The 13,275-nt window shown below is 65.2% G+C and carries 11 protein-coding genes; 6 read left to right on the top strand and 5 right to left on the bottom strand.

Annotated features, from left to right (window positions below; all coding sequences use genetic code 11):
* Nucleotides 1-79: 79 nt before the first annotated feature.
* From ACUCV0_RS06865 to ACUCV0_RS06845, 5 genes are all read left to right on the top strand, one after another.
* On the top strand, nucleotides 80-1,084 hold the full coding sequence (locus tag ACUCV0_RS06865; protein ID WP_271655584.1) for a substrate-binding domain-containing protein: 1,005 nt from the start codon (nucleotides 80-82) through the stop codon (nucleotides 1,082-1,084).
* A 59-nt stretch (nucleotides 1,085-1,143) separates the two neighbouring features.
* A complete protein-coding gene (gene araG, locus ACUCV0_RS06860; protein ID WP_059315694.1) occupies nucleotides 1,144-2,670 on the top strand; it encodes an L-arabinose ABC transporter ATP-binding protein AraG in 1,527 nt (508 codons plus the stop codon).
* A gap of 44 nt (nucleotides 2,671-2,714) precedes the next feature.
* Nucleotides 2,715-3,683, top strand: coding sequence for an L-arabinose ABC transporter permease AraH (gene araH / locus ACUCV0_RS06855; RefSeq protein ID WP_059315695.1), 969 nt, complete (start codon nucleotides 2,715-2,717; stop codon nucleotides 3,681-3,683).
* Between the two features lie 82 nt (nucleotides 3,684-3,765).
* Nucleotides 3,766-5,505 (top strand): IlvD/Edd family dehydratase, encoded by a 1,740-nt coding sequence (locus ACUCV0_RS06850; RefSeq protein ID WP_442964877.1) that lies wholly within the window; start codon nucleotides 3,766-3,768, stop codon nucleotides 5,503-5,505.
* 123 nt (nucleotides 5,506-5,628) lie between these two features.
* Entirely contained in the window at nucleotides 5,629-6,777 is a 1,149-nt protein-coding gene (locus tag ACUCV0_RS06845; RefSeq protein WP_313648236.1) for an aldose epimerase family protein, read from the top strand.
* Nucleotides 6,778-7,299: 522 nt separating this feature from the next.
* On the opposite strand, the gene ACUCV0_RS06840 is transcribed toward ACUCV0_RS06845, so the two are convergent.
* Together ACUCV0_RS06840 and araD1 are read right to left on the bottom strand one after the other, a co-directional pair.
* The gene (locus ACUCV0_RS06840) at nucleotides 7,300-8,877 is read right to left on the bottom strand and encodes an aldehyde dehydrogenase (NADP(+)) (RefSeq protein WP_059315698.1); all 1,578 of its coding nucleotides are present in this window, start codon (nucleotides 8,875-8,877) and stop codon (nucleotides 7,300-7,302) included.
* 149 nt (nucleotides 8,878-9,026) lie between these two features.
* The gene (gene araD1, locus ACUCV0_RS06835; protein WP_313648237.1) at nucleotides 9,027-10,022 is read right to left on the bottom strand and encodes an AraD1 family protein; all 996 of its coding nucleotides are present in this window, start codon (nucleotides 10,020-10,022) and stop codon (nucleotides 9,027-9,029) included.
* 102 nt (nucleotides 10,023-10,124) lie between these two features.
* Here araD1 and ACUCV0_RS06830 point away from each other — a divergent pair, with 102 nt between their 5' ends.
* Nucleotides 10,125-11,048 carry a LysR family transcriptional regulator gene (locus ACUCV0_RS06830; RefSeq protein WP_059315700.1) on the top strand — a complete coding sequence of 308 codons (924 nt, stop codon included), beginning with the start codon at nucleotides 10,125-10,127 and terminating at the stop codon, nucleotides 11,046-11,048.
* A 116-nt stretch (nucleotides 11,049-11,164) separates the two neighbouring features.
* Here the strand turns inward: ACUCV0_RS06830 and cysB are convergent, their stop codons facing one another.
* The 3 genes from cysB to ACUCV0_RS06815 form a co-directional block, all read right to left on the bottom strand.
* The gene (gene cysB / locus ACUCV0_RS06825; RefSeq protein WP_059315701.1) at nucleotides 11,165-12,139 is read right to left on the bottom strand and encodes an HTH-type transcriptional regulator CysB; all 975 of its coding nucleotides are present in this window, start codon (nucleotides 12,137-12,139) and stop codon (nucleotides 11,165-11,167) included.
* A gap of 113 nt (nucleotides 12,140-12,252) precedes the next feature.
* Complete coding sequence (locus tag ACUCV0_RS06820; RefSeq protein ID WP_059315702.1) at nucleotides 12,253-12,735, bottom strand: universal stress protein; 483 nt, start codon at nucleotides 12,733-12,735, stop codon at nucleotides 12,253-12,255.
* A 116-nt stretch (nucleotides 12,736-12,851) separates the two neighbouring features.
* Nucleotides 12,852-13,178: a thioredoxin family protein gene (locus ACUCV0_RS06815; RefSeq protein ID WP_059315703.1), complete on the bottom strand. Its 327-nt coding sequence runs from the start codon at nucleotides 13,176-13,178 to the stop codon at nucleotides 12,852-12,854.
* Nucleotides 13,179-13,275 lie beyond the last annotated feature (97 nt).

The raw sequence follows: 13,275 nt of genomic DNA, 5'->3' as shown, positions 1-13,275 counted from the left end.
GGCGTCGTCTGACCTCCAAGACGACAGGCCGCCGCCTCGCATTGCCTGGCCACACCAATAAAAACAAGGAGTTCCAGCTATGTTCCGTGTTCCGGGAGTTCGTTCTCTGCTGCGTGCCGCCCTCGCCGCTGGCGCTGTCAGTCTGTCCCTTTCCGCCTTCGCCGCCGATCCGGTCAAGATCGGCTTCCTGGTCAAGCAGCCCGAAGAACCCTGGTTCCAGACCGAATGGGCCTTCGCCGAAAAAGCCGCCAAGGACAAGGGCTTCACCCTGCTCAAGATCGCCGTGCCGGATGGCGAGAAGACCCTCGCCGCCATCGACAGCCTGGCCGCCAACGGCGCCAAGGGCTTTGTGATCTGCCCGCCCGACGTGGCCCTCGGCCCGGCCATCGTGGCCAAGGCCAAGCTCAACGACCTCAAGGTGATGGCCGTGGACGACCGTTTCGTCGACGCCAAGGGCAAGTTCATGGAAGACGTGCCCTACCTGGGCATGGCCGCCTTCGAGGTCGGTCAGCAGCAGGGCGCGGCCATGGCGGCCGAAGCCGAGAAACGTGGCTGGAAGTGGGATGACACCTATGCGGTGATCAACACCTACAACGAGCTGGATACCGGCAAGAAGCGCACCGACGGTTCGGTGGAAGCCCTGAAGAAGGCTGGCCTGCCTACCGACCACATCATCTTTGCCCCGCAGAAGACCCTGGACGTGCCCGGCAGCATGGACTCCACCACTTCGGCCCTGGTCAAGCTGCCCTCGAACGCCAAGCACCTGATCATCGGTGGCATGAACGACAACACCGTGCTGGGCGGCGTCCGCGCCACCGAAAGCGCCGGCTTCAAGGCCGAGCAGGTGATCGGCATCGGCATCAACGGCACCGACGCCATCGGCGAACTGAAGAAAGCCAACAGTGGCTTCTTCGGCTCCATGCTGCCCAGCCCCCACGAAGAGGGCTACCAGACCGCCAGCATGATGTACGAATGGGTGACTACCGGTAAGGAGCCGCCCAAGTACACCGCGATGGACAAGGTCACCCTCATCACCCGCGCCAATTTCCAGCAAGAGCTGGAAAAGATCGGCCTCTGGAAGTGATGACCCCGGCGGCGCCGGTCCTGGCGCCGCCCTCCTCTTTCGTCTGACAGGAGTGCTTCATGGCAGCCCTGGAACACACTACCGCCCAGAGCGCCGACAGCCTCGGTTTCGTCGGCATCGGCAAGACCTTTCCTGGCGTCAAGGCGCTCGCCGACATCTCCTTCAACGTACGTCCCGGTTCGGTGCATGCCCTCATGGGCGAGAACGGCGCGGGCAAGTCGACCCTGCTGAAGATCCTCAGCGGCTACCACGCTCCCACCACCGGTCACCTCAACGTCGACGGCCAGGAGCTGGTGTTCAAGAGCACCGCCGAAGCCATCCGCGCCGGCGTCGCGGTGATCCAGCAGGAACTGCAGCTGGTGCCGGAGATGACCGTCGCCGAAAACCTCTTTCTCGGGCACCTGCCGGCACGCTACGGCATCGTCAATCGCGGCCACCTGCGCCATCAGGCGCTGGACCTGCTCAAGGGCCTGGCCGAAGAGATCGATCCCAACACCAAGGTCGGGCGCCTGTCGCTCGGTCAGCGCCAGCTGGTGGAGATCGCCAAGGCACTCTCCCGTGGCGCTCGCGTCATCGCCTTCGACGAGCCCACCAGTTCCTTGTCCGCCCGCGAAACCGACCGCCTGATGACCATCATCGCCCGCCTGCGCGACGAAGGCCGGGTGGTGCTCTATGTCTCCCATCGCATGGAAGAGGTCTTCCGCATCTGCGACGCGGTAACGGTGTTCAAGGACGGCCGCCACGTGCGCACCGTCGAACGCCTGGCCGACATCACTCCCGACCAGCTCATCACCCTGATGGTCGGCCGTGATCTCGCCGACATCTACGACTACCGGCCGCGCGAGATCGGTGGCGGCTGCCTCAAGGTCGAGGGCCTGCTCGGCCAGGGCTTGCAGCAGCCGGTGGGCTTCGAGGTCTGCCAGGGCGAGATTCTTGGCCTGTTCGGCCTGGTCGGCGCTGGGCGCACCGAGCTCTTGCGCCTGCTGGCCGGTCTGGAAAAGCACAAGGCCGGCAGCCTGAGCCTCAAGGGTGCGCCGGTCAATCTGAGATCCCCGCGCGACGCTATCGCCGCTGGCATCCTGCTCTGCCCGGAAGATCGCAAGAAGGAAGGCATCGTACCCCTGGCCAGCGTGGCCGAGAACATCAACATCAGCGCCCGCGCTCACCACGCCAGCCTCGGCTGCCTGATCCAGGGCCGCTGGGAAAAGGCCAACGCGGAAAAGCAGATTCGCGCCCTCAACGTGAAGACCCCGCACGCCGGACAGAGGATCAAGAATCTCTCCGGTGGCAACCAGCAGAAGGCCATCCTCGGACGCTGGCTGTCGATGCCCATGCAGGTGCTGCTGCTCGATGAGCCCACCCGTGGCATCGACGTGGGTGCCAAGTCGGAGATCTACGCCATCATCCACGACCTCGCCGCGCGCGGCATCGCCGTGGTGGTGGTCTCGAGCGACCTGATGGAAGTCATGGGCGTGGCCGACCGCATCCTGGTGATGAGCGAAGGCGCCATCACCGGCGAGGTGGCGCGCGCCGATTTCAACGACGAGCGGCTGCTGCAGCTCGCCCTGCCCCGTACCCGCGCCTAAGGGCGCGCCTTGCTGGTCGAGATAACAATAAAGAGGTCCTATCCATGTCCGCCCAACCCCACAGCCTGACCCCGCCGCGCCGCGGCTTCGACATGCGTCGCTTCCTCGACGACTGGGCTATGATGCTGGCCGCGCTGGTCATCTTCGCCCTCTGCGCGCTGTTCGTGCAGAACTTCCTCTCGCCGCTGAACATGCGCGGCCTGGGCCTGGCGATCTCCACCGTGGGCATCGCCGCCTGCACCATGCTTTTCTGCCTGGCCTCTGGCCACTTCGACCTCTCGGTAGGCTCGGTAATCGCCTGCGCCGGCGTGGTCGCGGCTGTGGTGATGCGCGACTTCGACAGCGTCTTCCTCGGCGTCGCCGCCGCCCTGGCCATGGGCCTGGTGGTGGGCCTGATCAACGGACTGGTGATCGCCAAGCTCAAGATCAACGCCCTGATCACGACCTTGGCGACCATGCAGATCGTGCGCGGCCTGGGCTACATCTTTTCCGATGGCAAGGCCGTCGGCGTCTCCCAGGAGCAGTTCTTCGTGTTCGGTAACGGCCAGCTGTTCGGGCTGCCGGTCCCCATCGTCATCACCCTGCTGTGCATCCTGTTCTTTGGCTGGCTGCTCAACTACACCACCTTCGGCCGCAACACCATGGCCATCGGCGGCAACGAGGAAGCCGCGCTGCTGGCCGGTGTCCACGTCGACCGCACCAAGATCATCATCTTCGCCATGCACGGGGTGATCGGTGCCCTGGCCGGCGTCGTCCTGGCCTCGCGCATGACCTCTGGCCAGCCGATGATCGGCCAGGGCTTCGAACTCACGGTGATCTCCGCCTGCGTGCTGGGTGGGGTCTCCCTGGCCGGCGGCATCGGCATGATCCGCCACGTGATCGCCGGGGTGCTGATCCTGGCGATCATCGAGAACGCCATGAACCTGAAGAACATCGACACCTTCTATCAGTACGTCATCCGCGGAACCATCCTGCTGCTGGCGGTGGTCATCGACCGCTTCAAGCAGCGCTAAACCCAGACTCTGCCCTCCCCCGCGGCGCCACGGGCGCCGTGCCGGGGACCGCTTTGCCCGTGAAATGCCCGAGGACACCATCATGACCACGCCCAAACGCCCGCTCCGCTCCGCCCAGTGGTTTGGCAGCAACGACAAGAACGGCTTCATGTACCGGAGCTGGATGAAGAACCAGGGCATCCCGGACCACGAATTCCAGGGCAAGCCCGTCATCGGCATCTGCAACACCTGGTCCGAGCTGACCCCCTGCAACGCCCACTTCCGCAAGATCGCCGAGCACGTCAAGCGCGGCATCTATGAAGCCGGTGGTTTCCCGGTGGAATTCCCGGTGTTCTCCAATGGCGAGTCCAACCTCAGACCGACCGCCATGCTGACCCGCAACCTGGCCAGCATGGACGTCGAAGAAGCCATCCGCGGTAATCCGGTGGACGCCGTGGTGCTGCTCACCGGCTGCGACAAGACCACGCCGGCGCTGCTGATGGGCGCCGCCAGCTGCGACGTGCCGGCCATCGTCGTCACCGGCGGCCCCATGCTCAACGGCAAGCACCAGGGCCGCGATATCGGCGCCGGCACCATCGTCTGGCAATTGCACGAAGCCTATAAGGCCGGGACGATCGACCTCAACGAATTCCTCTCTGCCGAAGCCGGGATGTCCCGCTCGGCCGGCACCTGCAACACCATGGGCACCGCCTCCACCATGGCCTGCATGGCCGAAGCCCTGGGTACCTCGCTGCCGCACAATGCCGCGATCCCGGCCGTGGATTCACGTCGCTACGTGCTGGCGCACCTCTCCGGCATGCGTATCGTCGACATGGTGGCGGAGGATCTGCGGCTGTCGAAGATCCTCACCAAGGAAGCCTTCGAGAACGCCATCCGCGTCAATGCCGCCATCGGCGGTTCCACCAACGCGGTGATCCACCTCAAGGCCATCGCCGGCCGCATCGGCGTGGACCTGGAGCTGGACGACTGGACCCGGGTCGGCCGCGGTACCCCCACCATCGTCGACCTGCAGCCCTCCGGCCGCTTCCTGATGGAGGAGTTCTACTATTCCGGCGGCCTGCCGGCAGTGATCCGCCGCATGGGCGAAGCTAACCTGCTGCCCCACCCCGAGGCCCTGACCGCCAACGGCAAGAGCATCTGGGCCAACTGCGCCGAGGCGCCCATCTACGGTGACGACGAGGTCATTCGCGCCCTGGACAACCCCCTGCGCGCCGACGGCGGCATCTGCGTGCTGCGTGGCAACCTGGCGCCCAAGGGCGCGGTACTCAAGCCGTCGGCCGCCACCCCGGAGCTGATGCAGCACCGCGGTCGCGCCGTGGTGTTCGAGAACCTGGAAGACTACAAGGCGCGCATCGTCGATCCGGACCTGGATATCGACGAGACCTGCGTGATGGTGCTGAAGAACTGCGGACCCAAGGGATACCCGGGCATGGCCGAGGTGGGCAACATGGGCCTGCCGCCCAAGTTGCTGGCCAAGGGCATCACCGACATGGTGCGCATCTCCGATGCCCGCATGAGCGGCACCGCCTACGGCACCGTGGTCCTGCACGTGGCGCCCGAGGCCTCGGCCGGCGGTCCGCTGGCGGTGGTCCGCGAAGGCGACATGATCGAACTGGACTGCGCCTCCGGCCGCCTGCACCTGGATATCCCGGACGCGGAACTGGCCGCGCGCCTGGCCGACTGGCAACCGCCGGCGGACCAGCTGCTGGCTGGCGGCTACCGGCGCCTCTACGTCAACCATGTGCTGCAGGCCGACGAAGGCTGCGACTTCGACTTCCTGGTCGGCTGCCGCGGTTCCGAAGTGCCCCGCCACTCCCATTGACCGGCTCTACCCCCTCTCCCACCGGGAGAGGGTCGGGGTGAGGGGCTGGCGCAGCCTCTCTTTCCGGAACTCGGGGCCCTCCGCCCCACTCTTGCACAACAACAAACCGAAAAGGTGGTCGAGATGAAACGCACGTTAGCCCTTACCGGACTTGGACTGTCACTCATGATCAGTACCCTCACCGCCCAGGCGGCCGGCCTCACCAGCCAGCAGTCGAGCTTTGGCAAGCTGCCCGACGGCACGCCCATCGAGAAGTTCGTCCTCAGCAACAGCCACGGCATGCAGGCCACCGTCATCACCTACGGTGGCGTATTGCAGGCGCTCAAGGTGCCCGACCGCAAGGGCCATAGCGAAGACGTGGTGCTGGGTTTCGATGACGTCCAGGGCTATCTCGACAACCCCACCGTGTTCTTTGGCGCCACCATCGGCCGCTTCGGCAACCGCATTGCCGAGGGCCGTTTCAGTCTTGACGGCAAGAGCTACCAGATCCCCCAGAACGACAAGACCAACGCCCTGCACGGCGGCCCCCAGGGCTTCAATACAAAGGTATGGAAGGCCGAGCCGGCCAAGGGTGAAGGCTGGGTCGGCGTGACCCTGAGCTATGTCTCCCCCGATGGCGAGATGGGCTTTCCCGGCACCCTCACCACCCAGGTGACCTATCAGCTGGACGAGCACAACCAGCTGACCCTCAAATATCGCGCGACCACCGACAAGCCGACGGTGCTCAACCTGACCAACCACAGCTACTTCAACCTGGCCGGCGCCGGCAGTGGCACCGTGCTCAAGCAGGTGGCGATGCTCAACGCCGATACCTACACCCCGGTCACCGCCAAGCTGATCCCCACCGGCGAACTGCCACCGGTGGCCGGCACGCCAATGGACTTCCGCAAGCCGACCGCCATCGGCAAGCATATCGCCGACGAAAACCAACAACTGAAGTACGCCGAGCCCAAGCAGGGTGGCTATGACTTCAACTGGGTGCTCAACACCGGTGGCGATCTGCAGAAGGCCGCCGCCGTGGTGACCGATCCAGGCTCCGGGCGCACCCTGACCCTCTACACTACCGAGCCGGGCGTGCAGTTCTATACCGGCAACTTCCTGGAAGGGAACATCAAGGGCAAGGCCGGCAAGACCTACGGCCATTGGGGCGCCTTTACCCTGGAAACCCAGCACTATCCAGACGCACCCAACCAGCCCGACTTCCCCACCACCCGCCTGGACCCCGGCCAGACCTACACCCAGACGACGATCTTCAAGTTCGCCGCCAAGTAAGGCTGCCTCGGGTGCAAGAAAGGCCGCTCTCAGAAGCGGCCTTTTGCGTTTCGGCGCCGTGTCGTGACCCCTTCACCCCAGCCCTCTCCCAGAGGGAGAGGGGGCCGCCCCGGCGCTACCCGTAGCCTCGTGCTCCGTCGCGTGGAAAACGGCAAAGCCTTTCCACTTGCACCGCCCTCCACCACTCCACACCCAACCACCCCGTAGCGTGGAAAACGGGGCAGCCTTTCCACTTGCACCGCCATCCACCACCCCACACCCAACCACCCAGTAGCGTGGAAAACGGCAAAGCCTTTCCACTTGCACCGCCATCCACCACCCCACACCCAACCACCCCGTAGCGTGGAAAACGGCGCCGCCTTTTCCACTTGCACCGCCCTCCATCACCCCACACCCAACCACCCCGTAGCGTGGAAAACGGCGCAGCCTTTTCCACTGTTTTGTCACCTACCCTTTCCGCCGCCCAATAAAAAACCCGGCGTCTCTCGACGCCGGGTTCTCTACCTACTCAAGGCCGTGCGATCAGATCGCGTCCTTGGTGTTCTCGCCGTTCACCAGGCGCTGGATGCCCAGTGGGTTGGCGTTCTGCAGGGCTTCCGGCAGGAAGGCGTCCGGGTAGTTCTGGTAGCACACCGGGCGCAGGAAGCGATCGATGGCCAGGGTACCCACAGAGGTGCCGCGGGCGTCGGAGGTCGCCGGGTAGGGACCGCCGTGGACCATGGCGTCGCAGACTTCCACGCCAGTGGGATAGCCGTTGAGCAGCAGGCGACCGGCTTTCTGCTCCAGCAGGCCGATGATGGCCTCGAAGCGCTGCAGATCGGCCGGCTCGGCCAGCAGGGTCGCGGTCAGCTGACCGTGCAGACCTTGCAGCGCCTGCTGCAGCTGAGCGTCATCAGCCACCTCGACCACCACGGTGGTGGGGCCGAAGACTTCTTCCTGCAGTAGCTCATCGCTTTCCAGCAGCAGGCTGACGTCAGCCTTGAACAGCTGCGGACGGGCCTGGTTGCCTTCCTGGCTGGCACCAGCCAGATGCTCTACGCCGGAATGGGCCAACAGCGCCGCGACGCCTTTCTCGTAGCTCTTCAGGGTGCCCGGGTTGAGCATGGTCTGGGGCGCCTGCTCGTTCATCGCACCGGCCAGACGCTCCAGGAAGGCGCTGAATTCCGGCGAACGCACACCGATGACCAGGCCCGGATTGGTGCAGAACTGACCGCAACCCAGCACCACCGAGGCACTGAGTTCGGTGGCGATGGCATCACCGCGGGCCTTGAGCGCCTCGGGCAGCACGACCACCGGGTTGATGCTGGACATCTCGGCAAAGACCGGGATGGGCTGCGGACGCGCCGCGGCCATGTCGCACAGGGCACGGCCACCACGCAGGGAACCGGTGAAGCCCACGGCCTGGATGGCCGGATGCTTGACCAGCTGCTCGCCCACGCCACCGCCGTAGATCATGTTGAACACGCCCTTGGGCATGCCGGTCTTCTCGGCGGCGCGGATCACCGCGTCAGCGACGTGCTCGGCGGTCACCATGTGGCCACTGTGGGCCTTGAACACTACCGGGCAACCGGCGGCCAGGGCCGCAGCGGTGTCGCCACCGGCAGTGGAGAAAGCCAACGGGAAGTTGCTGGCGCCGAAGACGGCCACCGGACCCAGACCGATGCGGTACTGACGCAGATCGGGGCGCGGCAGCGGCTTGCGGTCGGGCAAGGCGGTGTCGATACGGGCCCCGTGGAAGTCACCACGACGCAGCACCTTGGCGAACAGGCGCATCTGGCCGCTGGTACGGCCACGCTCGCCCTGGATACGGCCAGCCGGCAGTGCGGTTTCCTGGCAGACCAGCTGGACGAAGTCATCGCCTAGGGCATCCAGTTCGTCGGCGATGGCGTCGAGGAAGGCCGCGCGCTTCTCGGCGCTCAGCTTGCGGTACAGGGGTGCCGCCTGCTCGGCGGCACGGGCGGCGGCATCGACCTCGGCCGTGGACGCCTGGAAGAATTCGTAGGGCAGTTTTTCGCCGGTGCTGGCGTCGATGCTGTAGACCCGCACCTCGCCCTCGCCGCTGCGAGCGCCACCGATGTAGTTTTTGCCTTGGATCTGCATTGTTCTCGACTCCTTATACCTAGGGGTTCAGGGAAGACCGCCCGCCTGGGGATCTTCGAAAGGGTGGCACGCTCAGCATCTGAGCGTCCGGACCAGCCTGTGCGATACCCACTCTAGCATTCGCATAGTCAGCAGTCATCATACAACTATCAGAGTTGCCGGACCTGCCCGGGCTGGAAGGCAGCCGCATGCGCCTTGACGCCATTGCTCAGCGGCTCGCCGAATTCGGGCACGGCGATCTCGAATCTATCGCCCGGTTCGACGCGGACGCCATCGGCGAAGGACAGGGTCGCCGTGCCGAAGAAATGGACATGGACATCGCCCGGACGCAGGAACTGCGCGTACTTGAAATGGTGATATTCCAGGTTCTCCAGGCTATGGCACATGTTGTCCTCGCCGGAGAGAAACTCCTTCTCCCACAGCACCTGGTCGCCACGACGGATACGGCTCGTTCCGGCCAGATGACGCGGCAGCTCACCCGTGCGCAGGGCGGGCCCAAAGCTGCAGTAGCGTAGTTTGGAATGGGCCAGGTAGAGATAGTTCTTGCGTTCCATCACGTGATCGGAGAATTCGTTACCCACCGCATAACCCAGCCGATAGGGCTTGCCGTCATCGCCAATCACATAGAGGCCGGTCAACTCGGGCTCTTCGCCGGCATCCTCGGCGAACTCCGGCAGCGGAATATCGGCACCGGGACGGACCAGGATGCCGCCGTCGCCCTTGTAGAACCACTCCGGCTGGGCACCGGCATTCCCAGCGGCAGGCCGACCGCCCTCCACACCCCATTTGAACATGCGCATGGAGTCGGTCAGCTTGGCCTCCTCCTGGCTGTTCTGCTGGTGCATCTTGTCGCGGGTCGCGGCGCTGCCCAGGTGGGTCAGGCCGGTCCCGGTGACCAGGCAGTGTGCCGGATCCTCATGGTCCAGCGGCGGCAACAGGCGACCGGCGTCGAGCAGGTCGGCATAGGCCGGTCCGGGCTCCAGGCCCAGGGCCTGCACCTGAGACTCCAGCGAAACGCCGGCGCGGATGGCTTCCAGCGCCAGGGTCCGGGTGCTGGTAGCGCCGCGGACCTGCTGGACTTCGCCGCGCTCGACCACGCCGACGCGGCGCTGGCCCTGTTGGTCTTCGAACTGAATCAGGTGCATGGCATTCTCCTTGTTGGTTATCGCCTAAAAGAGACTTTACTAGGCGCTACAGGGCCTGCCTAATGAGAGCTCCCTATCCCGTGATAACCAACGGTTATTCCCATGCTGCCATCCCTGGGCTCCATCGCTTCCCGCCTGCGCCTGCGCCAGCTGCGCCTGCTGATCGCCCTCGACGAGGAAGGCTCGCTGCACAAGGCCGCCGAACGCATCGCCATTTCCCAGCCCGGCGCCACCAAGGCGCTGCACGAGATTGAAAGTACCCTGGGCGCCACCCTCTTCTTGCGCACCCATCAGGGCCTGCAACCGAATGACCTGGGCCGCTGCGTGATCCGCTATGCGCGACTGATCGAGAGCGACCTGGCTCATCTGCGCGAGGAGATGCTCGGCATCCTGCAGGGTGAAGGCGGCCGCCTGGCGGTGGGCGTGATCATGGGCGCGGTGCCCCGGCTGATCGCGGCGGTATCCCGTCTGGGCGCAGCGCAGCCACAGCTCGGGATCGAGATCATCGAGGACACCAGTGTGCGTCTGCTCGATCTGCTCGACGCCGGGCGCATCGAGGTGGCGATCTGCCGCAGCAGCGTCAGCCGCCGCCCGGATGCCTACGACTGCCTGGAGGTGCGCGAGGAGCGCCTGGAGATCGTCTGCCATCCCCGCCATCCGCTGGCCGAGGCAACAGAGCTAGGCCTGGCCGAGCTGGTCGACAGCCGCTGGATCGTCTACCCGGCCAACCTGCCGATGCGGCTGACCCTGGAACGGGAGTTTCGCGCAGCGGAGCTGGAGTTTCCCCGTTATCCGGTGGAAACCGCCTCGACCTTCACCCTGCTCGGCCTGCTTCAGGAAGACCCCAACCAGGTGGCCATGCTGCCCAGCGACATCGCTCAGTTCGGCGAACGCCATGGCCTGCTGCGTCGCCTGCCGGTCGTCCAGCGCACGCGCAACGAACCCTATTCGATCCTGGTGCGCCAGGGCGCGGGGCTGTCAGCGGCGGCGCAGCTGCTGTTGGAGCAGTGGCGGCTTGAAGGGTAGATCGTAGGTTGGGCTGAGACGGCTCCATCGTCGAAGCCCAACATTACCGCGTTCCCAGGCAGAGCCTGTTGGGCTTCTCTGCGCTCAACCCAACCTACGACGGTCCGCAGCCAACCTCAATACGTCGGCAACGTCACCCCATGGAACAGCGTCTCCAGCTCCTGGCGGGTCGGCGTCTGCATGGCCTCGGTGAGGACATCCCGGGTCAGGTGCGGCGCGAAGCGACCGATGAAGTCGCACATGAAGCCGCGCAGGAAGGTGCCACGGCGCAGGCCGATCTTGGTCACGCTGGCTTCGAAGAGGTGGCTGGCGTCCAGGCAGACCAGGTCGGCATCGGCTTTGTGATCCACCGCCATGTCGGCCACGATGCCCACGCCCAGGCCAAGGCGTACATAGGTCTTGATGACGTCGGCGTCCGCCGCGGTCAGCACCACGTTGGGCTCCAGGCCTTGGCGGGCAAAGGCCTCGTCGAGCTTGGAGCGCCCGGTGAAGCCGAAGACGTAGGTCACCAGTGGCTGGTCCGCCAGCTGCTCCAGGGTCAGATTCTCGACCTTGGCCAGCGGATGATTCTGCGGAACGATGACGCACCGGTTCCAGCGATAGCAGGGCATCATCACCAGGTCGTTGAAGCGCTCCAGGCCCTCGGTGGCGATGGCGAAGTCGACGGTGCCGTCGGCGGCCATCTCGGCGATCTGGGTCGGCGAGCCCTGGTGCATGTGCAGCGCCACATCGGGGTATTGCTTGATGAATTCGCTGATCACATCCGGCAGCGCATAGCGCGCCTGGGTGTGGGTGGTGGCGATGGACAGGGTGCCCTTGCGCTCGTTGGAGAACTCCTGGGCGATCTGCTTGATGCTTTCGCACTTGCGCAGGATCTCGCCAGCGGTCTGGATGATCCGCTCGCCGGCGGGGGTCACGCGGGTCAGATGCTTGCCACTACGGGCAAAGACCTCGACCCCCAGTTCGTCTTCGAGCAGGCGGATCTGCTTGCTGATGCCAGGCTGCGACGTATAGAGGCTCTGGGCAGTGGCGGATACGTTCAGGTCGTGATGGGCGACTTCCCAGATATATCTCAACTGTTGCAGCTTCATGCCGGCTCCTCGCTGACCCCATGCGCAAGCATATAACTTTAAAGCAGCCCTTAAGCTTTTTCTAGACCGAAATCGAATTAAGTCGCAGAAGGGCACGCGCTGACGCTTACGGATCAGCCCTGGCGCAAGGGCACCAGATAGACGGGGATATGGGCCGTCTGCAGGAGGCGACTGGCGGTACGGCCCAGCGGCGCTACCTGGGCATCGCCCTGGCTGCGGCTGCCGATCACCAGCAGATCCGCAGCGAAGTCCTGGGCCTGCTTGAGGATCACCGCTGGCGGATCGCCCTGCACCACCCGGACGGCCCGTACCAGCCCCACGGTAGCCGGGGTTTCCAGCAGGTCCTCACGCAAGGACTCGAACACCTGCTGCTCGATGGTCTCCATGACCAGATCCAGTCCGCCGTTACGCAGCCGATCCATGGATTCGCCGTCCAGATGCTGCTGCAGGAGGGTGGAGGCCAGCAATCCCAGCGGCTCCACCACATGGACGACATACAACCGCGCCTGATGGATGCGGGCGAGCGTCAAGGCGTGCTGGAACACATAGGACGAACACAGGCCCAGGTCCGTGGCGTAAAGCAGGGAGCGGATCACGATTCCTCCTGGCCAGATCAGCCGATCGGGCCGGTACGACGCGGGATAGCCTCACCAGCGTAGCAGGGGATAGCCGATTGCGCTGCAACCCGCGCCTTAGAGCCTGCTCAGGACGCTCAGGGCAGCTCTTCGGACTCCCGCCCGTCCGCCGCCTGGATCGCTGCCACCAGGGCCGGCTCGCGTAGCGGCGCCTGTACCGGACCAAGAAACTCGCCGTCACGGACCAGGAACAGCGCCGGCAGATGAAAGACGCCATAGCGCTGCACCAGGCCGCCGCTGCGCTCGGCGTCGACCCAGTACAGCCGGTCGACCGGCAGCACCGCTGCAGGCAGTACCTGGCGGGCCAGCCGGCAGGTCGCACAGCCGACGCTGGTAAAGATCAGCAGAGAGCGCCCGGGCGCCTCCAGCAGAACGGCATCCGCCGTGCCATCGTCCAATTCCATCGATTCCTCGCCGCGATCATCGCCAAGGCGCGCCCTCAGGCTCGCCAATATCCTCGTAACCATTGTGACCGGGCGGGACACGCGTTAAGGTGCCCCA

Source organism: Pseudomonas sp. VMV1 (genome assembly GCF_056790235.1).
Note: the sequence above shows the minus strand (reverse complement) of the source record. Positions and strands in the feature narration are given on the sequence as shown.